The following is a 20,662-nucleotide window of genomic DNA, read 5'->3' as shown; positions in this document are numbered from 1 at the left end:
GGAAGTATAAAATTGAGAATGCTATATATATTTGTAAAAAAATTCCGATATTTTGCTTGTCATAATAATTAGAGCAAAAAAATGGTAGAGCTAGCAGGGATAATTATTTTAGGAATCTTAGCACAATGGGTAGCATGGAAATTTAAAATCCCCGCGATATTACCTCTTATTTTGATTGGACTTTTAGTGGGCCCAATAGCAACTTTATATACAGAAGACAGCACTAAGTTAATTCAACCTATCTGGAATGGAGTGGAAGGCTTATTTCCTGGAGAGAGCTTGTTTTATTTTGTTTCATTGGCGATCGGTATTATTCTTTTTGAAGGAGGATTAACGCTAAGAAGAGATGAAATTCTTAATGTGGGACCGGTAATTCTTAAGTTAATTACGGTAGCAGTTGTGGTAACATTTTTTGGTGCAGGACTGGCTGCTCACTACATTTTTGACTTAAGTTGGCAGATTTCATTTTTGTTTTCTTCCCTTATTATTGTGACGGGTCCTACAGTGATTACTCCTATTTTAAGGAATATACCCCTAAAAAAAGATGTTTCTGCAATACTTAAATGGGAAGGGATTCTTATTGATCCGATTGGAGCATTGGTCGCGGTTTTAGTTTTTGAATTTATTAGTGCCGGAGAAGGTGGAACTTTTACAAAAACTGCTTTTATAGAATTCGGAAAAATTGTGTTGTTTGGTTTCACCTTTGGTTTCACCTTTGCTTATGCCTTAGCTTTTGGTATTAAGAAAAAAGTAATTCCACATTATTTATTGAATGTTTTTACTTTGGCAACGGTGCTTGCAGTATTCGTTTTATCAGATGCTTTTGCACATGAATCGGGTTTGCTATCCGTAGTAATTATGGGGATGGTTTTAGGGAACACGAATCTTCCGAATTTGGAAGAGCTGTTATATTTTAAGGAATCATTAAGTGTTTTATTAATTTCAATTTTATTTATTCTTCTCTCAGCAAACATTAATATTGAAGAATTACAATTAATATTTAACTGGAATGCAATTATGCTTTTTGCCGCGGTTGTTTTTATTATCCGACCTTTGGGCGTGTTTTTAAGCTCTATTAATTCTGGGCTGAAAATAAATGAAAAATTATTTATTAGTTGGGTAGGGCCAAGAGGAATTGTCGCAGCGGGTATTGCATCCTTATTTGGTTTAAAGTTAGCCAAAAATGGTGTGCCAGAGGCAGAGTATATTACTCCTCTAGTTTTTATGATTGTATTAGGAACTGTACTACTTAATGCAACCACAGCAAGGTTATTCGCTAAAATAGCAGGTGTGTTCCTAACAAAATCTGAAGGAATATTAATTATAGGAGCGTCAAAGGTTTCGAGATTAATTGCTACATATTTAAAAAGGAATCATCGTCATGTAGTATTAGTAGATAGTAACAGAGATAATATTAAAAAAGCCAAAACCTTAGGATTAGAAGCTTTAGAAGGAAGTATATATAATGATCAATTGAACAATAATATAGAATTAAATGACATAGGTTTTCTAATGGCTCTTACAGGTAATACAGACATTAATAAGTTTGCTATTAACAAATTCAAAGATCAATTTGGAGAGAACGGATCTTTTAGGTTAGTGAGCTCTGAGGAAATGAATGACCCAGAAAATAATCCTGATGAAGGCTTGTTTTCTCATACGGATGATTATAATAAGTTAATGGGTTTGGCGGAGAAATATCCTGGTATACAAGAGATTAAAATTAATGATGATGCGCACTATAGTTCTTTGATTAAAATCACAAAACAAGATCAAGATATTATTCCTTTATTTGTTAAAGATTCGGATAGAAATATTAGAATTATTTCTGCTTATAGCGAAAAAATGGAACAGATTAATGAGGATAGTTTTTTAGTATATATTGGTAAGCCAATAGATGTAGAAGAAGTGAATTGAAAACGACAAAAAGTAGGTTTTTTCCGTCAAACGACACAAAATTAACAAAATTTTTTGTTAATTGAAAATTAATCCTATATATTCGCCTTCTTAAAATTTAATTTTTTAAAACCCAAATTATGAAAAAACTTATGTTTGTTGCCGTTTTTGGTATGGCTTTAGGATTTACTTCGTGTGGAGAAGATGATGTTATTGATTTTGCATGTGACACTATTGATTCTGAACTTAGAGCTCCCGTTGTAGCTGCTTTAGCTGCTTATGAGAGTAGTGCTAATTCCGCAACTTGTGAGGCTGTTAAGAGCGCTATTGATGTTTATAGATCTAGTGACTGTGGTGCAGCGGATGCATATACAAATGAATTAGCAGCTTTACCTGCTGACTGCGCTGATGCTGGAAACTAATTAGTTTAAAGAAACGATATAAAAAAAGGTGTTCATTTCGAACACCTTTTTTATTTACACTTATTTACACTTATTTATCTTCTTTAATAAGATATACATATACAGGAAAGTGATCACTATATCCTCCAGTATATGCACCATTAGCAAAACTTCTATACGGATATCCTTTATATCTTCCACGTGGATTGGCTAGGTAGTTTTTATTATAAACACCTGCTTTGTAATATTTATAAGAGCTATAATCTTTATCAAGTAAACCTTTAGAAACAATAATTTGATCAAAAAGGTTCCAACTATCTCTCCAAGCAAGAGAACCAATTCCTTTTTTAGACATATTATACATTGGATTGTACAACCCTTTTAATTTTACATCCTCTTTTTCTGCCTTAGCAGCTAGTACTTTTTTTACACTACTATTGTCTGGGTCATCGTTTAAATCTCCCATGGTTATAATTTTAGCGTAAGGATCTATATCAAAAAGGGAGTCAATAATTTTTTTGTTTAATTCTGCAGCTTTTTCTCTTTTACGTCTGCTACGAGCTTCACCACCACTTCTTGAAGGCCAATGATTTACAATTACGTGAATCAAATCTCCATCAAGATATCCACTAACTAATAATTGATCTCTGGTATATACACGTTTAGTAGGATCATTAGTGTTGTAAATTAAAAGCTCATGTTTACTAGTATTAATAGGTCTAAAAAGAGATTTTTGATATAAAAGAGCTACATCAATACCTCTTCGATCCGGAGAATCAAACTGTACAATTCCATAATCTTTAGGTAAAAGAACAGGTTCATTAGCTAAATCCTCAAGAACCTTTCTGTTCTCTATTTCTGCTACTCCTAAAATGGCAGGAGCATTTTTTGTTACCTCAGAACCGATTTCAGAAATAACCTTAGCCATGTTTTTTAATTTGTCCTTATATATGTCTTCTGTCCAGTGATCTTTTCCGTTTGGTGTTCGGTCATCATCGTAGGTAATAGGGTCATCTTCAGTATCAAAAAGATTTTCTACATTATAAAAAGCAATTGTATTAACTTTATACGTTTTCTTTTCTTGCGAGAAAACAACAAGAATAGGGCTTAGTACAAAAGCAAGGGTAAGCAAATATTTTGAGTTCATTATATAATTGATTATTAACTTATTGTAAAATGTATTCCAAATTTTGAGCCAAAATTAGCTTTTCTATTTAAAACATGTACTTTTGCGCGGCAGAAATGTTAAATATTTAACTAAAATAACAATTAATGAAAGTGTCACAACTCAAAAAGAATCTATTCTTTTTAATGATTTTTTTAAGTTCTGTTGCTGTTTCTTACGCTCAGCAAACAGGATTAAAGGGTAAAATTGTTGACGCATCTTCAAATGAAAATCTTTCGCAGGTATTAGTTATTATCGAAGGAACTGAGGTTTCTACGACAACAAATGCTTTGGGAGAATTTGATTTTGGAAATGCACAATTACCCTTAGGAGAACAAATTGCTGTAATATCTAAAAATGGATATGTTACAAAACGTTATCCGGTAATTATTAACGAAGGAAGTGTTTTGGATCTAAAAACTATAGATCTGGACTATGATGTAAATCAAGAACAAATTCAGATAGGTACTATTAGCCTTTCTGACAATGAATTAGACGAAGGAGATGATGACGCATCTTCAAATATCTCGGGACTATTACAAGCTTCAAGAGATGTGTTTCTTAGTGCAGCAGCATTTGATTTTAGCGCTACGTTTTTCCGCCCAAGAGGTCTTGGTAATGAAAATGCAAAAGTGTTGATCAATGGGATTGAAATGAACAAACTTAATAACGGAAGACCTCAGTGGGGTAACTGGGGAGGACTGAATGATGTGCAGCGAAACCAGGAATTCACAATGGGAATTGCTGCTAACGATTATACGTTTGGAGACTTATCTGGAGCGACAAATATTATAATGAGAGCTTCTCAATATCGTCAAGGTGGTAGATTATCCTATGCAGCATCAAATAGAAGTTATACAGGTAGAATGATGGCTAGCTATAGTTCAGGCTTGATGAGCAATGGTTGGGCCTATACGATCTCGTTAGCCCGTAGAATGGGTAATGAAGGTTATATAGATGGAACACTATATGATGCTAATTCAATTTTTGCAGCTGTAGAAAAAAAGATCAATGATAAACATAGTATAAATGTTACTAGTTTTTATACACCAAACCGAAGAGGAAGATCTACTGCGATTACAGAAGAGGTTTTTAATTTAAAAGGAAGACAATATAATCCGAATTGGGGTTATTTTGATGGAGAAAAGAAAAACTCAAGAGTTCGTGAAATAGAAGAACCAGTATTTATGTTAAACCATTACTGGAATATTACGGACAAAACGACCTTAAACACCAATATTGGTTACCAGACTGGTAAAATCGGAAATAGTCGTTTAGATAACGGAGGAACGGACTTAGTAAACTTTAACGGACAGGAGACATATACAGGAGCAGGAGCTAGTAGAGATACCAACCCAATTCATCAAAGTTACCTGCCTAGTTCATTCTTAGATGATCCTAATCCTACTACTCTTGACTTTCAGAATGCTTTCTTAGCACAACAAGCGTTTGTAAGAGATGGTCAGTTAAACTGGAACCAATTGATACAAGCCAATCAATTAAGTGCTGCGCAAGGACTTAATGCTACTTATATTTTGTATGAAGATAGAACTGATGATACACAATGGAGCTTTAACTCAATTTTAAATAGCCAGATAACGGATAATATCAGTATTAATGGAGCTGTTAATTACAGAACCTTAAAAAGCGAAAACTTTGCAGAGGTAATTGATCTTTTGGGAGGAACAGGATTTTTGGATGTAGATTCTTTTGGAACCAACATTGATAATGATGTACCAGTGGATCTAGGTTTTACTCCAGAAGAATTAGCTGACAGAGCACAAAGTGATTTGCGTAATCGTAACCGAATCGTTGGTGTTGGTGATCGATATGATTATAATTTTGAGATTGATGCTGATGTTATAAGTGGTTTTGCTCAGGCACAGTTTAAAACTAGTAAAATTGATTTCTTTTTAGGAGGAAATGTTTCTCAAACTACCTATCAAAGAACAGGTTTATTCGAAAACGGATATTTTCCTGGTGAAGGACGTTTAGGATCTTTTGGGAAAAGTGATAAATTGGATTTTACTAACTATGGTGCCAAAGGTGGATTTACTTATAAGATTAACGGACGTAATCTTATTGATGTTCATGGAACGTATTTTACAAAAGCACCAACAATTCGTAACTCTTTTGCAAACTCAAGACAAAACAACAGAACAATTGCACAATTAATAGAAGCAGAACAATCAATTCCTGGTACTCAGGAAAGTGAAAAAGTGCAATCTATAGATGTTGGTTATATTCTAAGAACACCTAAACTGAAAGCAAGAGTTACAGGATATTATACTAAAATTGAGGACGCGACTGATATATCGTTTTTCTTTACGCAGGCAATTTCTGGATCTGATGCAGGTTTTGTTCAGGAAATACTTACAGGAATAGATAAACAACATTTTGGAGCAGAATTAGGAATAGAATATCAAATAACGCCAACAATAAAGCTTAAAGGTGCGGCAGCAATTGGACAGTTTACATATGATAATAATCCTGACTTATTTTTAGCAAGTACGAGTAGCTCATTCCTAGGAGAACAAATTACGGAAGGACTACAAGGTACTCGTTATGAAGGTAAATCTGCACTAAAAGATTATCGTATTGCAGGTGGTCCCCAAAATGCAGCTCAATTAGGTTTTGAGTATAGAGATCCTAATTTCTGGTGGTTTGGTACTACAGCGAATTATTTCTCTAATGCGTATATTGATGTGAGTCCTTTTGCAAGAACATCAAACTTTAATCAGGATGTAGATGGCTTACCATTTAATGACTATGATGAGAGTATTGCAAGAGATTTATTAAGACAAGAGCAATTTGACGATTATATACTGGTGAATGCAGTAGGAGGTAAGTCCTGGAGAGTAAAAGATTATTATATTGGATTTTTTGCTACTATTAATAATATTTTTGACAAGCAATATCAAACAGGAGGTTTTGAGCAAGCTAGAAATGGTAATTACAGACTAGCTTTGGAAGAATCTCAACGTGAAACACCTGTTTTTGGTCCGAGATATTTTTATGGATTTGGTACTTCGTACTACCTTAATGTATACGTAAGATTTTAATGATGAACACAACAAAAAAATATTATAAAATGAATTCAATTAATTTAAAAAAACTAATAAGCGTTTTGGTTTTGGCAGTGACATTTACTGCTTGTGTACAAGACGACGATTTTCAGACTCCTGGACTTAATATTGAGGAGCCAAATATTGATGCTAACCTAATTGTTGATGTAGGAAGTGTATTAGGAGAAATAGGGCAAGCTAATGGCGATGCAGTAAATTTTGAAGATTCAGATAAGTTTATGTCTGGGTATGTAGTATCAAGTGATAAAGCAGGTAATTTTTTCGAAGAACTTGTTATACAAGATAAGGCAGAGAGTCCAACTGCAGGAATTAGAGTTTTAATAGATGTTAACCCTTTATTTACTTCATATGAATTTGGAAGAAAAGTGTTTATTAAACTTGAAGGGTTGTCAGCTGGTATCGAAAATGGAGTTGCTACTTTAGGAGTGCTAGCGGGTACAGAAGTAGATCAAATACCATCATTTTCTCAAGAAGAAGTAATCATAAGATCTGCAGAGGTAGCTGCTATTACTCCTTTAGAAATTGCGATCTCTGATTTTTCTGATGATCTTACTAACTTATATGTTAAGATTAACAATGTACAGTTTAATAGAAATGATGTACTAGGAGATAATCCACTAACTTTTGCTGGAGAGGCAAGTGATGATTTTGATGGAGAAAGAAACTTAGAGAGTTGTGATAATGGAGCAACAGCGATTTTAAGCACAAGTACTTTTGCAGATTTTAAAGGATTACAATTACCAAATCAACAAGGAAGTTTTGAAGGAGTTTTAACGAAAAACTTCTTTGGAGATGAATTTAATTTAGTATTAAATGACCCTACAGGTTTAGCATTTGATAATGGAGATCGCTGTGATCCAGAAGAAATTTCTTGTGGATTAGCAAGTGTAATAGGAAACACGAATTTGTTCTCTGATGATTTCGAAACTCAAAGTACAAACTCTCTTATTTCTGGAAATGGATGGACTAATTACATCCAAGCAGGAACAGAAGGTTGGGAAGCTTGGAGTTCTGGAGGAAGCAATGGTTCTTTAGGAGTTTCTGCAAGAGCAGGTTCTTTTAGATCTGGAGATGATAGTACCATAGCTTGGTTGATTACACCTCAGATTGATTTAGACGCTCAGGATGGAGAGACTTTTAGGTTCCAAACGTCTAACAGTTTTTCTGATGGTAGCGAAATGGATGTTTTGTTTTCTAGAGATTGGGATGGAACTGAAGCTAATATTGCAGCTGCAACGTGGGGAATATTTCCTGATGCTACAATAGTTCAGGACAGTGATAATTTTGGAGACTGGATCGAGTCTGGTAATGTAGACTTATCTTGTGAGACAGGTACTATATATATTGCTTTTAGATATACAGGAAGTGGAGATGAAGGTTTCGATGGAACGTATGAGTTAGATGAGATTAGTATTGATGCTAACTAACTTTAGATAATAAATCAAAATAATTAAACTCCCTGAAGACATTCTTCAGGGAGTTTTTTGTTTCTAGTATATTATATTAGTAATCAAAAGTTACTGAATAAGCACTATTCTTTTTTGTTTTTACTCGCATTCTAAATTGATAGCAAGGGTTCTTAGTATGAGAAAAACTTTGATTGTTCTTAATCAACCTCCATTCATTTTGGATAGTTGCCCAACTGCTGTTGCTATATGCTTTATACTTAAGACCATAATACACTTTTCTCCAGAAATTATGTCTAGCGATCTCAGCTATTTGAGCTTGATTAACAGAGCTATAGTGTGTATAATATCCCCAGCTAGCTTTAGCATAATCGTTTTGTGGATGATTAAAGTTGATGGCATATTTTGATGCAGAATTAGCTTTAGTAAGCGCAACTAATTCAAAAGCAATATCGGCACCATTTTCTTCAAATGAATCACTTTTTTGATCATCAATATCCTCATCTGTATCAGGTTGTGTTAGATCAAGTTTGTTATGGCGAATTAAACTTTGTTTTAAGGTTTCATTCTGATTGATTTCCATTAAAGTTAGGTTTTCACTAGAGTAATCTGCTAAAGAATTTTCATCATTGGCATAGACTCTAACAGTTCCTGTACTTCCTTCGTCCGAAGTAATGGTAATATCTTTATGAAAATCATAGATACTTTTCAAAGAAAACTCTGATGTTACCGCTGATTCGTCCATGACTTCGTTAGATTCATCTTTATCACAAGATGTAAAGAACAATAAACCTATGATTGGTAATGCATAAAATAATTTTTTCATTGTTTGGTTTTTTAGAATAATTAAATTGATATGTTTAGTTTTTGGATGCTAATGCATCCTGATTTTCACAGTGTAGTATAGAGAGATTATTGTTGTAGAAACTACTTTTGGCGCCAGTTGTATTTCTAATCCTATAGATGGATGATCTTTATAATCAATCGTATCATACGAGTGAAATTAGAGTTATAAATGTTTTCTTATAAACTCTGAGTCAAAAGTAGAATAGGGTTTATAATCTGCAAAAGAAGAAAACAGTTTTGCGGAAATTTCCGCAAAACAATGAATTGAAAAACAGGGTGTTACTGTTTTTTAAAGGGTTTGTCGCTAGAACAAAAAGGGGTATATCACCTATGTTTGCAAAGTGAAATCCCTTTGTATAAGAAAGGTGTTTATTGGGTATTTTTCTATGGGAACTACGTATCTATATTAAAAGCAAGAGACTTAATTATGTTTTAGATGAACATATACAGGAAAGTGGTCGCTATATCCTCCTCTATACTTTCTTCCTGTATAGGTTCTAAAAGGATTCCCTTTATATCTACCTTTATGGATTTTTAAAAAACTATCATCAAATATATTAGCTTCAGAAAAGCTATGGGTTGCTTCTTCATATTTGTGAAAATTGTTGCTGAAAATAATCTGGTCAAATAAATTCCATTGACTTTTATAATTTAGTGTTCCTTGATAGCGTGTATGTAGTCTTTCCATAGGATTATAAAAATCATGAGACACTAGGTGCTTTCTTACACTTTCGCTATTAGGATCATCATTAAAGTCACCCATTACAATGATTTTTGCTTCGGGATCCTTATCCATAATTTGACGTATAACTTCTCGATTTTTATCAGCGGCAGCAATTCGCTTGTAGGAAGTAGATTCGGCTCCATCTCTGCGAGAGGGCCAATGATTCACTAAAATGTGAATTTCTTCTTTATGCAAAGTTCCGGTTACCCATAAAATATCCCGAGTGAAATCTCTTTCCCCATATTCATTATTGACTAGTACCTGAACACTTTCTGAATTTATAACTGTGAAATTTTCTTTTTGATATAGAAGCCCAACATCTATTCCACGTTCATCCGGAGACTCGTGATGAACGATACCGTAGTTTTTGTTAACCAAGTGCTTAGTTTTGGCTAAATCTTCTAAAACAGCTTTATTTTCAACTTCAGCAACACCTAAAATGACCGGAGCTTTTCCAGTTTTGGCAAATCCAATGTTAGAAATTGCTGTCCCAAGCTTAAATAGCTTCTTTTCATACCTTTTTTTATTCCATCGCTTTTCTGAGTCTGGCAAGAAATCATCATCTAAGGTATTAGGGTCATCTTTGGTATCAAATAGGTTTTCTAAGTTGTAAAAAGCAACTGTATGTAGATTCGTATGTTTCTTTTTAAAATAAAGCTTTGAAGACATTCAATAAAAATTTGTTGTAAACATCTAATGTACAAATTCAAATGCAGACAATATTGTACCTTTGTGGATTAATTAAATGAAACTATATTTAGGAAGCCTATAAAGCGCATTTAAAATAATTAGTTGAGTTTATCCTGCTTATAGCAGGACCCAATTTCCACTTGGAGTATACTTGAGGAAGTTGAATGATATATAATATAAGTTTGAAGAAGGAATAGCTAATGATAGAAAAGGAAGAAACAGTATACGAAAAAGCAGTTTTAATAGGGATTATTACCAAAAATCAGGATCAAGATAAGCTTACTGAATTTTTGGATGAATTAGAATTTCTTACGTATACAGCTGGTGGAGAAGTGGTAAAACGATTTACCCAAAAGATGGATGTACCTAATCCTAAAACGTTTATCGGATCTGGTAAAATGGAAGAAGTGCTGGCATATGTAGAACAGCATGATATTGGAACAGTGGTTTTTGATGATGAATTAACTCCCGGACAACAACGTAATATTGAACGTATTCTAAAAGCTAAGATCATCGATCGTACCAACTTGATCCTTGATATTTTTGCTCAGCGTGCTCAGACAAGTTATGCTAGAACTCAGGTTGAATTGGCTCAATGTCAATATTATTTACCACGATTAACTGGGTTATGGACGCATTTAGAACGTCAACGAGGTGGTATTGGTATGCGTGGCCCTGGTGAAACAGAGATTGAAACTGACCGTCGTATTGTTAGAGATCGTATTTCTTTATTGAAGAAAAAACTACTGACAATTGATAAACAGATGGCTACTCAGCGAGGTAATCGCGGTAAATTAGTACGTGTAGCGCTAGTAGGGTATACCAATGTAGGTAAATCTACATTAATGAATGTGATTGCCAAAAGTGATGTTTTTGCAGAGAATAAACTTTTTGCAACACTGGATACTACTGTAAGAAAAGTAGTAATCGGGAACCTTCCGTTTTTATTAAGTGATACGGTAGGGTTTATAAGAAAGTTACCTACGCAGTTAGTAGAAAGTTTTAAAAGTACATTAGATGAGGTGCGAGAAGCTGATTTATTGCTACATGTAGTGGATATATCACATCCTCAGTTTGAAGATCATATTGATTCTGTGAGTAAGATTTTGGAAGAAATTGATAGTCTTGATAAACCAGTTATCATGGTTTTTAATAAGATTGATGCTTATAAGCATGAAACTATTGATGAAGATGATCTAACAACAGAAAGAACGGAAATACATTATACACTAGAGGAATGGAAGCAAACCTGGATGAGTAGAATAGGAGACAACGCATTGTTTATATCTGCTATCAATAAAGAAAATATAGATACGTTTAGGAAAAGAGTATATCAAGAAGTAAGAGACATACACGTTACTCGTTTTCCTTATAATAATTTTTTATATCCCGAGTTTGTAGAGGAGTAATTAGAAAAACATCAAAACTCATAATTAAGACCTAATCCGATTACTTCTCGTATCTGAAATCCACTTGTAGCATTGTCATCATAGATTGCCTGAAAGACAAAACTTCCGGAAATGTATTTATTGACGACTAGGTTTAGGTTTAACGTATAATCAATATCTACATTGTATGGGTCTTCTATGTAGTTAGAGTATAGGTTTAGAGTGTTTTCCATAGTGATATTTTTTACTACCTGGAACTTAGTATATGCAGATAAAGATCCACCAAATTCAAATCGGGAACTCTTGCCTGCATCTACTCCAAAATAATCCCCATCCTCATAATCAGGAATGGTAGTAAACTGATCATCTACAAAAATCATACGTGAAGTTACTGGAGCAATATTGATGTTATAATTATCACCTTTTTTCCAAAGCAATCCTGGACCAATTTGAATAAAAGCAGGAGAAAAGAAATGAGTTTCTTCTGTACGAATAGTTTCATCAGTATCTGGATCTTTACTAAAACTATATCCTTTAGCAAACTGAGATCTGAAATTGACAAAAAGAGAATAGTTCCAGAAACTTTCACCAATTCGTTGTCCCAATCGGGAATTAAGTTCTATTCGATCGTTGGTTTTACGAGCAAAATTTTCTCCTTTCAAAAAGGTAAGACCATAATCAGCCAAAATTTTATTATCCCAGGTTAAACTATTTTTTTTGTAATTAAACTCATAGTTAAGAGCAATATTACTAGCAACATTAGATGTTCCACCACCTTGCCAATCGTAATTAAAAGCAGATTGATTGAAGAAAAAAGAAAACTTACCAAAAGATTTCCACCCTATGTGAGGTTTTTTAACTGGTTTAGGGCTTAGTTTTTTTAAAAGATCTTTTAGTACAATTATATTTAATTCTTTAGGTGTATCTTGAAGTAAACGATCTAATGACCTAGTTAAACGAACCTGTATAGAATCTAATTGCTTTACCTCTTTCTTATCTTGTCCGATTATTTCGAACACAGAAATGAATAAAAAAACAAACAATGTAATCTTTCGCATGGTGAAAATCATAGATCAATGCACAAATATACTTTATGCATATAGCTTATTCAAATATGGTTAATTCGAACTAAAAATTTATTTCGTAGCGAGTGATTGTTGTAGTTATAAGAACTTTTATTTTTTAAGAATAGTATATTTATTTGGAAATTATACCAAGAAAAAAGAACGATGGACATAGAACTGGTCAAAGCAAAAGATGAGGATGGAACATTTTTATTTCAGTTAAGGAAATTAACGATGCTTGAACATCTAGAAAAAGCAGGGCTGTACCTATCAGAAGAAGAGCATTTGTCTAGAGTAAAGATTCATTTTAACAGCTCTTTTATTGTAAAACAAAAAGAAGAGAAAGTAGGGGTGCTAAAGTATGTAGACACTAGTAATACAATAGAAATTCTTCAGCTTCAGATACTGCCAAATCATCAAGGTAGAGGAATAGGTAAATTCCTCCTTAATCATATGATACAATTATCCAGATCTCTGAATAAAAAATTAATTCTTAAAGTGCTTAAGGAAAACCCAGCAAGACATTTATATGAAAGGTGCGGTTTTCAAACTATTGGAGAAGATCAATACGAGTTTCATATGGAGTTCATAGGTTAAACTCTTAATTATAATCAACAAAAAACCCGGTTCTATAGGAGAACCGGGTTTTTTGTTGATAGTATATATTAAAATCCGTAATTCACACCAATTCCAAACACTTCTCTAATCTGAAATGCTCCAACAGCATTATCATCATAAATTGCTTGAAATGTAACATTAGCAGATAAGTATTTATTTATTGTCATTACTACATTAGCTGTATAATCAATATCCACGTTTTGTGGATCTTCGAGGTAATTAGAATATAGGTTCAAAATGTTTTCCATAGACACATTCTTCATGATTTCGAATTTAGCATATGCGTTTATAGACGCACCAAACTCAAAACGAGAAGATTCATTAGCATCTACACCAAAATAAGGAACATATGCATCTAATGCCGCCTGGTCTGTTGGGTCTACTGCTGTAAAATCTTTATCAACAAATATAAATCTAGCTGTAGCAGGTGCTATATTTACTTTAAGATTATCACTTTTTTTCCACAACATACCGGGTCCAAACTGAAGATAGGCAGGAGAGAAAATGTGAGTAGTTTCTGTTCTTACTTCATTTCCTGCAGCGTCTTCACTAAACACATATCCAGGAGCGAATTGAGTTCTTAAGTTTAAGAAAAATGAATAATACCAATTAGAATCTTTAAGTTGTTTACCTACTAACGAATTAAAGTCAAATCGATCATTAGTTTTACGAGTAAATTCTTGATCCTTAAGTTTAGTTAAACCATAATCTGCAAGTATTTTATTATCCCATGTTAAGCTTCCTTTTCTATAGTTGAAGTCATAGGACAATGCTAAATTTCCAGCAATGTTAGATGTTCCTCCACCAAGCCAGTCATTATTAAATGCCGATTGATTAAAAATAAAGCTGATATTTCCAGCTCTTGTCCAACCATCTTTTGGTCCTTCTTCTTTAGTTTCTTCTTGAGCAAATAATACAGTAGAAGTTACTATAAGAATTAATGTTACTAAAGTTTTTTTCATAATTAATAGTTTTAAGTAGTTTGTTTTTACAATATGAAGCATCTTATATCTACACACTTTTGCAAAAACAAGTTCAAGATTTATGTAAAATTTTGCGATGGCAAATATAATTGAAGTAACGTTTTTCGCTTTAATTCAATATAACTGTAATTAGAATTTTCGACAAAAAACAGTTTTATGGGATGAAATGAGCTATTTCCTCTTGAATAGAGGTACAGAGGAACAAGCTTCTCCATACATGATGCTTTTCGCAATTGGCTGCAATTTTTGGATGAGTTCTATGTAGGCACTTTCAGGAACAGGTTTATTAGCACATCCTTTAATGATCAGAAACTTGTCTTGATATTCTGAAACATCCAGCGTATTGATAATATGTGTAAAAAGAATCGTTTCTATGTCTTCTAAGGAGCCAACAGCAACTTTTTTGGCAAAAGGGATTAACTCACTTGTTAATAAAAGATATGCCCAACCTGGAATAATAGCATCTGTTGAGCAGTGTAGCGCAACATACTTACTCTGATATTGACTCCAATCATGATTAGACACGTTTTCTCTGAAGTCTTTTTCGCGAAGAATAAAACCTTCAAAAAGCCAGTCTTTTATATCAAACAATAGACGTTCTCCTTCTGGATAATAGTCTTCCAGATTAATGGTGATTAGATTTTTATTATTAGCAACTCTATTGATAATTTCTTCTGCCATCGTTTTAGATTTTATACCCTATTTTATCGGTTAGTGCAATGTTGCTTTTGGCAAAATTACCAGTTCCAAAACCAATTTCTTTACCATCTTCACTATATAAAATGGATTCAGCAACATAGAGATTTCTGGATTTGAATTTTATTTTTCCAATAGCTTTAATAATACCACTATCTATTGGGCGCACTAAATTAATAGTGAAGGATGTGGTAAGTACAAAAGCATCCTGAACTAAAGAATTTACGGCAAAGAATGCAGCATCATCCAACATTTTAAAATATACAGAACCGTGTATTGCTCCTAACGCGTGGAAATATTTTTCTGATATAGTCAACCCAATCTCTGATATTCCTTCCGAAATTTTGACCGTAGTTGTATCATAGATTTTGGTATTGATATTTGCATGCAAATACATCTTTTCTAATTTACGATAGTGTTCCAGGCTCATTTCTGTTGTATGTCAGGTTTAAGAAAATGTAGTAAAGTTTGTAATAGGTAAAATAATTATTCGAAACCTATAACATTCCTAACTCTAACTTTGCTTCTTCACTCATTAGATCTTGTGTCCAGGTTGGTTCAAAGGTAAGTTCTAATTCTACATCATTTACAGCATCCAAAGATTTTACCTTCTCTTTCACTTCCTCAGGCAGAGACTCTGCAACAGGGCAATTAGGAGATGTAAGTGTCATAAGAATTTTTACATCATAATCCTCATTAACAAAAACATCATATATTAATCCCAATTCATATATATCTACAGGAATTTCAGGGTCATAAATTGTTTTCAGAACTCGTACAATTTTTTCTCCAAGCTCTGTTGTATCTATATTAGTCTCACTCATAGTATATTTTTAGTCGTCTATTTTTGGTAAATCCTGACAGTAAAAGACGAATTAACTTAATTGGGTTTGGTATGCAATGGCATACATTTTTAATTGCTTGATCATACTTACCAATCCATTTGCTCTGGTTGGTGATAGATGCTCTTTTAGACCAATTTCATCTATAAAAGCGGTATTGGCGTCTATAATATCTTTTGGATGTTGACCAGAAAACACTCTAATTAGAATGGCAATAATACCTTTGGTTATAATAGCATCACTGTCTGCTGTAAATTCAATTTTGTCATCCTCCATTTCTGCATGGACCCAAACTTTACTCTGACAACCTTTTATTATATTTTCATCAATTTTGTATTTCTCTTCGATTAAAGGAAGGGATTTACCAAGATCAATCATATACTCATAACGTTGCATCCAATCATCAAACATGCTGAATTCATCAACAATCTCTTCCTGAAGTTCTTGTATAGACATATGCTTACAATTTTTGTGTAAAAATACAATAAGAAACGGGCATAATCAAGGTTTTCAATATGAACTAAAAATTGATTATTAAACCAATTTATTTTGATGGACGAAAGAACGATAAATTAAATTACCAAATCTAGTTGTTCTATACTCTCTGTCGATGATGAAATAGTATTTATTAATGCTTTTAACTCTTCGGGAAGGTTGTTATGATCAAAACAAAGGAAGTGTTTATCCTATAGTTTTTAAATGCAATAATGATTAGAATAGTCTATTGTAAGAAACAAAATAGCCCCAAACAGTGTATAACTTTTATACACCATTCGGGACACTGTTAATCAAATTAAATTAAATGAAAAAAAATTAATTTTGAATAATTAATTGCTTGGTAGTAACTGTGTTTTTGGTGAATATTTTTACGATATAACTACCTGATTTTAGGTTTGAAGTATCTATTTCGTTGTTAAATGAAGTAAATATTCGAACTCCTTGTTGGTTATAAAATTCGATCTTTTCAAATGATTTTTGATTCTTAGTTCCAATCGTCACTTTTCTTGATGCTGGATTAGGAGTAATTAAAATGGTAGGTTCATTTTCTACAGACGATAACGTATTAACTCCTTCTGCACAATCATTTTCATGTGTGATATCATCAGATGATTGTAAGTCGTTAGTAAATTGCTGTTCTGCACTTGAATCACCTTTTAACTTATAGTCGAACCAAGAATTAAGAAAATTGAATACTATTTCCTGTTGTTCATCTCTTGTAATCTGAATATCTCCAGAAGAACTATTTTCTCCAAAATCACAAGCGAAGTTGCTGTTTGCATAATAACAATGTGCACCACCTAAAATATTAATGAAATACTTACAAGATGAACCTAGACTATTATAAATTGGAATGTGATTTTCATCAGCAGGAGTTACTGCATCGCCACTTCCAGAAAAAACAATGGCATCCGTGGTTACCTGAGAAGCTGGTGTTAATGTGTCAAATCGTAAGGTAGCAGGAGCAAAGGTTACTAATGTTTCTACATCGGTAAGAGAGGCAGCTACAGTAGCGGCTCCACCACCCATCGAATGGCCAATTAAAGCACTTTTATCCGCTACGGATTGATAAAGTACGGAGCTTGTATTATCGTTTTCTCCTTGAATAGCATTAACCATAAAAGCAAGATCCTCAGAGAATGCTCTGTGATTTGCGAAAAAAGAACCTTCTGTGTTAACAAAAACGACAATGTATCCTCTAGGAACTAAAGTATCATAAAAGTTTTGATAAGCATCAGATCCCATGAGGAAACCGTGACCGAGAATGATAACAGGAAATTGTCCTTCCGCAATCTCATATTGATTTCCTTGAGCCGTAGTAGGATAATAAATTCTTGCATTAACTCTACGGTTTCTGCGATCGGCATCTCTAAATGTTTTGGAACTTGAATCAACGCCATATTGAGCTATAGCACTGGTAGTCATTAGGGTAAAAGCGAGTAGTGTGAAGAAAAAATTTTTCATTTGCGTAATCTATTTATTGGTTAGTTACGTAAAACTATCCCTAAAACAGATACTATGCAAGCATAATACTTTTAAATTTCTACAGAAAAATCACAAACTTTATACTTAAAAACTGTAAAAATTAACATAATTAAATGTTAACTAACTAACATTCATTAGTTTGCTAATAAAATGTTAAGAAAGCATCATTTTCGCTTTTTTAACCGATGCAACCAGAATATCGATCTCTTCTTTGGTGTTATAAAAAGAAAAAGAAGCGCGAATCGTTCCTGGGATTTTATAAAAATCCATAATTGGTTGTGCACAATGATGACCAGTACGAACAGCAACACCTAATTTGTCCACAATAGAACCTATATCATACGGATGGATATTGTCTATATTAAAGGAGATAACAGAGGTTTTGTGTTTAGAAGTTCCATAGATTCTTAAACCTTCGATTTCCAAAAGTTTTTTAGTTCCATAGTCTAATAGTTCATTTTCATACTCAGCAATATTATCAAAACCAATACTATTCATATAGTCTAAGGCAACTCCAAATGCGATACCTCCGCAAATATTTGGTGTTCCGGCTTCAAATTTATGAGGAAGACCAGCGTATGTTGTTTTTTCGAATGTGACTTGATCGATCATTTCTCCTCCTCCTTGGTAAGGAGGTAGTTTGTTCAACCATGCTGATTTTCCGTATAGTAAACCTACACCTGTTGGTCCACAAAGTTTATGAGCAGAAGCTACATAAAAATCTACATCCAGATCCTGAACATCAGGTTTAATATGTGGACAAGACTGCGCTCCATCTATAAGCACTGCAGCGCCGACATTATGAGCTTTTTGTATAATCTCTTCTATAGGATTAATAGTGCCTAAGGCATTAGAGATATGATTGGTGAAAACCAGTTTGGTTTTTTCAGAAAGTAATTGATCATACACATCCATTACGAGTTCTCCTTCTACATTCATAGGAATAACCTTAAGAACAGCTCCAGTTCTTTCGCAAAGCATTTGCCAGGGCACAATATTAGAGTGGTGCTCCAAAGCCGAAACGATAATCTCATCACCTTTAGTAAGTAAGTTGGTGAAACCCGTAGCTACAATATTAATACTGTGCGTTGTTCCAGAAGTTAGTATGATCTCGTGAGCATGTTCTGCATTAAAGTGGTTTTGTACTTTTTTACGAGCAATTTCGTAAGCATCTGTAGCTTCCTGTGATAATGTATGTACTCCACGATGAATATTAGCATTATAATTACTATAATAATCTACTATCGCATCAATTACCACTTGAGGAGTTTGGGATGTGGCAGCATTATCAAAATATACTAAAGGTTTTCCGTTTACTTCTCTCTTAAGAATTGGAAAATCTTCTCGTATTTTCTGTACATCTAACATATCAATTTCTTTCTGCAAAAATAGCAACTATTTTTACGTGATATTGTTTATTTTTAAAAGGATTTAACACTTTACACAATGAAAGGATTTAAAAAAAAATTAGGGGTAGTATTTATAGGATTGATTGGGGTCTTTGTTGTAGCTGCTTTTTGGAATTACCCTAAACTAACGATCCTTACTGGATATTCTGCGAAGAATATGGCTTCATCTGTTTTTATTGGAAATCGTAGTGTAGAATTTACGGATATTAATGACAATAATTTCGCTCCAGTTAACCTAGCAGATGATGAGGTTCTTACAACTGAAAAATCTGCAATCGCATCCGTTTTTGGGTTAAAAGAAAGAAAAGCGATTTATAGAGAAGGATTAGGGAGTGTATTAATTGATGATGATTTTGATGAAACAGCTCCTTATTTAGTACCCAATAGAAGTAAAAACGCAACTAACTTATCTTTCCCGTATGGAGATTTACCACAGAAGGATACTATTTTTGATACGGTTGATTATCATAAAATAGATACTACCGTTACTTCAATTTTTGATAAAGAAGGAGAAAGTATCAAAAAAACACGAGCGGTTTTAGTTATTCATAAAGATCAGATTATCGCAGAGAAGTATGCAGATGGTTTAGATCAGAACTCGATTTTACTGGGATGGTCTATGACTAAGAGTGTATTGGCCACCAATTATGGAGTATTGCAAAAGCAAGGCAAGATTGATATTAATGAGAAAGCACCCATAAAAGAATGGCAGAGAGATGAAAGAAGGGAGATAACCATTCATAATTTATTACAGATGAATTGCGGACTAGCCTGGGACGAAGATTATGGATCCATTTCTGACGCTACAACCATGTTATATATAGATGAAGATATGACAATCGCTCAGATCGATAAAGAGGCAATTTATAAGCCTAATGAATATTGGTATTACTCATCTGGTGTTACGAATTTACTATCAGGGATTTTGAGAAAACAGTTTGATACTTATCAAGAATATCTTGATTTTCCGTATCGTGAGTTTATTGATAAAATAGGAATGCGTTCTATGCTTATTGAGACGGATATGGCTGGTAATTATGTAGGGTCTTCTTATGCCTGGGCAACGGTTAGAGATTGGGCAAAATTCGGTTTATTATATCTGCGTAAAGGAAATTGGAACGGGGAACAAATTTTTAATGCTGATTGGGTGGATTATGTAACGACTCCAAGTCCAACATCAGAGGGAGATTATGGCGGTCATTTTTGGCTCAATGCAGGAGGTTTTTATCCGGATGCTCCCAGAGATATGTATTCTGCTAATGGTTTTCAGGGACAGCGTGTATTTATTATCCCTTCTAAGGATTTAGTTATTGTGCGTTTCGGGTTGATTGGTGATGCCGGTGTGGATTTTAATACATTTTTAAAAGAAATAGTAGCTTCTGTAAAATAAAAAACCTCAACAAATATATGAAGAGGTAGAGAATAGTATGATGAGACCTGTCAGGTTTTTAAAATCTGACAGGTC

General features: G+C 33.5%; 18 protein-coding genes. 7 read left to right on the top strand and 11 right to left on the bottom strand.

What is annotated here, in order from left to right; translation table 11 throughout:
- The first annotated feature begins 81 nt into the window (after window positions 1–81).
- The gene (locus Q0975_RS09915) at window positions 82–1,917 is read left to right on the top strand and encodes a sodium:proton antiporter (protein WP_299435808.1); all 1,836 of its coding nucleotides are present in this window, start codon (window positions 82–84) and stop codon (window positions 1,915–1,917) included.
- A 119-nt stretch (window positions 1,918–2,036) separates the two neighbouring features.
- Complete coding sequence (locus Q0975_RS09910) at window positions 2,037–2,318, top strand: hypothetical protein (RefSeq protein ID WP_299435806.1); 282 nt, start codon at window positions 2,037–2,039, stop codon at window positions 2,316–2,318.
- Between the two features lie 70 nt (window positions 2,319–2,388).
- On the opposite strand, the gene Q0975_RS09905 is transcribed toward Q0975_RS09910, so the two are convergent.
- The gene (locus Q0975_RS09905; RefSeq protein WP_299435805.1) at window positions 2,389–3,444 is read right to left on the bottom strand and encodes an endonuclease/exonuclease/phosphatase family protein; all 1,056 of its coding nucleotides are present in this window, start codon (window positions 3,442–3,444) and stop codon (window positions 2,389–2,391) included.
- 125 nt (window positions 3,445–3,569) lie between these two features.
- Here Q0975_RS09905 and Q0975_RS09900 point away from each other — a divergent pair, with 125 nt between their 5' ends.
- Both Q0975_RS09900 and Q0975_RS09895 read left to right on the top strand, forming a co-directional pair.
- Window positions 3,570–6,524, top strand: a complete 2,955-nt coding sequence (locus Q0975_RS09900) for a TonB-dependent receptor (RefSeq protein ID WP_299435803.1) — start codon at window positions 3,570–3,572, stop codon at window positions 6,522–6,524.
- A 29-nt stretch (window positions 6,525–6,553) separates the two neighbouring features.
- Window positions 6,554–7,975 (top strand): DUF5689 domain-containing protein, encoded by a 1,422-nt coding sequence (locus tag Q0975_RS09895; RefSeq protein WP_299435801.1) that lies wholly within the window; start codon window positions 6,554–6,556, stop codon window positions 7,973–7,975.
- A 76-nt stretch (window positions 7,976–8,051) separates the two neighbouring features.
- Here the strand turns inward: Q0975_RS09895 and Q0975_RS09890 are convergent, their stop codons facing one another.
- Together Q0975_RS09890 and Q0975_RS09885 are read right to left on the bottom strand one after the other, a co-directional pair.
- Window positions 8,052–8,780: a hypothetical protein gene (locus Q0975_RS09890; RefSeq protein ID WP_299435799.1), complete on the bottom strand. Its 729-nt coding sequence runs from the start codon at window positions 8,778–8,780 to the stop codon at window positions 8,052–8,054.
- Window positions 8,781–9,221: 441 nt separating this feature from the next.
- The gene (locus Q0975_RS09885; protein ID WP_299435798.1) at window positions 9,222–10,193 is read right to left on the bottom strand and encodes an endonuclease; all 972 of its coding nucleotides are present in this window, start codon (window positions 10,191–10,193) and stop codon (window positions 9,222–9,224) included.
- 221 nt (window positions 10,194–10,414) lie between these two features.
- On the opposite strand from Q0975_RS09885, the gene hflX reads away from it, so the two are divergent.
- Window positions 10,415–11,623, top strand: coding sequence for a GTPase HflX (gene hflX / locus Q0975_RS09880; RefSeq protein ID WP_299435796.1), 1,209 nt, complete (start codon window positions 10,415–10,417; stop codon window positions 11,621–11,623).
- A gap of 11 nt (window positions 11,624–11,634) precedes the next feature.
- Here hflX and Q0975_RS09875 read toward each other — a convergent pair whose 3' ends face one another.
- The gene (locus Q0975_RS09875; protein ID WP_299435794.1) at window positions 11,635–12,660 is read right to left on the bottom strand and encodes a DUF3078 domain-containing protein; all 1,026 of its coding nucleotides are present in this window, start codon (window positions 12,658–12,660) and stop codon (window positions 11,635–11,637) included.
- A 171-nt stretch (window positions 12,661–12,831) separates the two neighbouring features.
- Here Q0975_RS09875 and Q0975_RS09870 point away from each other — a divergent pair, with 171 nt between their 5' ends.
- Window positions 12,832–13,263, top strand: a complete 432-nt coding sequence (locus tag Q0975_RS09870) for a GNAT family N-acetyltransferase (protein WP_299435792.1) — start codon at window positions 12,832–12,834, stop codon at window positions 13,261–13,263.
- 68 nt (window positions 13,264–13,331) lie between these two features.
- Here the strand turns inward: Q0975_RS09870 and Q0975_RS09865 are convergent, their stop codons facing one another.
- The 7 genes from Q0975_RS09865 to Q0975_RS09835 form a co-directional block, all read right to left on the bottom strand.
- The gene (locus tag Q0975_RS09865; protein WP_299435790.1) at window positions 13,332–14,246 is read right to left on the bottom strand and encodes a DUF3078 domain-containing protein; all 915 of its coding nucleotides are present in this window, start codon (window positions 14,244–14,246) and stop codon (window positions 13,332–13,334) included.
- Between the two features lie 192 nt (window positions 14,247–14,438).
- Entirely contained in the window at window positions 14,439–14,948 is a 510-nt protein-coding gene (locus tag Q0975_RS09860) for a DUF2480 family protein (protein WP_299435788.1), read from the bottom strand.
- 4 nt (window positions 14,949–14,952) lie between these two features.
- Complete coding sequence (locus tag Q0975_RS09855; RefSeq protein ID WP_299435786.1) at window positions 14,953–15,393, bottom strand: PaaI family thioesterase; 441 nt, start codon at window positions 15,391–15,393, stop codon at window positions 14,953–14,955.
- Window positions 15,394–15,460: 67 nt separating this feature from the next.
- Window positions 15,461–15,787, bottom strand: a complete 327-nt coding sequence (locus tag Q0975_RS09850; protein WP_091406545.1) for a DUF59 domain-containing protein — start codon at window positions 15,785–15,787, stop codon at window positions 15,461–15,463.
- 51 nt (window positions 15,788–15,838) lie between these two features.
- The gene (locus tag Q0975_RS09845) at window positions 15,839–16,261 is read right to left on the bottom strand and encodes a SufE family protein (protein WP_299435784.1); all 423 of its coding nucleotides are present in this window, start codon (window positions 16,259–16,261) and stop codon (window positions 15,839–15,841) included.
- A 357-nt stretch (window positions 16,262–16,618) separates the two neighbouring features.
- Window positions 16,619–17,767 (bottom strand): T9SS type A sorting domain-containing protein, encoded by a 1,149-nt coding sequence (locus Q0975_RS09840; RefSeq protein WP_299435782.1) that lies wholly within the window; start codon window positions 17,765–17,767, stop codon window positions 16,619–16,621.
- 174 nt (window positions 17,768–17,941) lie between these two features.
- Complete coding sequence (locus Q0975_RS09835) at window positions 17,942–19,156, bottom strand: cysteine desulfurase (protein WP_299435921.1); 1,215 nt, start codon at window positions 19,154–19,156, stop codon at window positions 17,942–17,944.
- Between the two features lie 78 nt (window positions 19,157–19,234).
- Here Q0975_RS09835 and Q0975_RS09830 point away from each other — a divergent pair, with 78 nt between their 5' ends.
- Window positions 19,235–20,587: a serine hydrolase gene (locus tag Q0975_RS09830; protein ID WP_299435780.1), complete on the top strand. Its 1,353-nt coding sequence runs from the start codon at window positions 19,235–19,237 to the stop codon at window positions 20,585–20,587.
- Window positions 20,588–20,662: the final 75 nt, after the last annotated feature.

The organism is uncultured Aquimarina sp. (assembly GCF_947500065.1).
Classification (GTDB): Bacteria; Bacteroidota; Bacteroidia; order Flavobacteriales; family Flavobacteriaceae; genus Aquimarina.
This window is presented reverse-complemented; position numbering and strand designations above follow the sequence as displayed.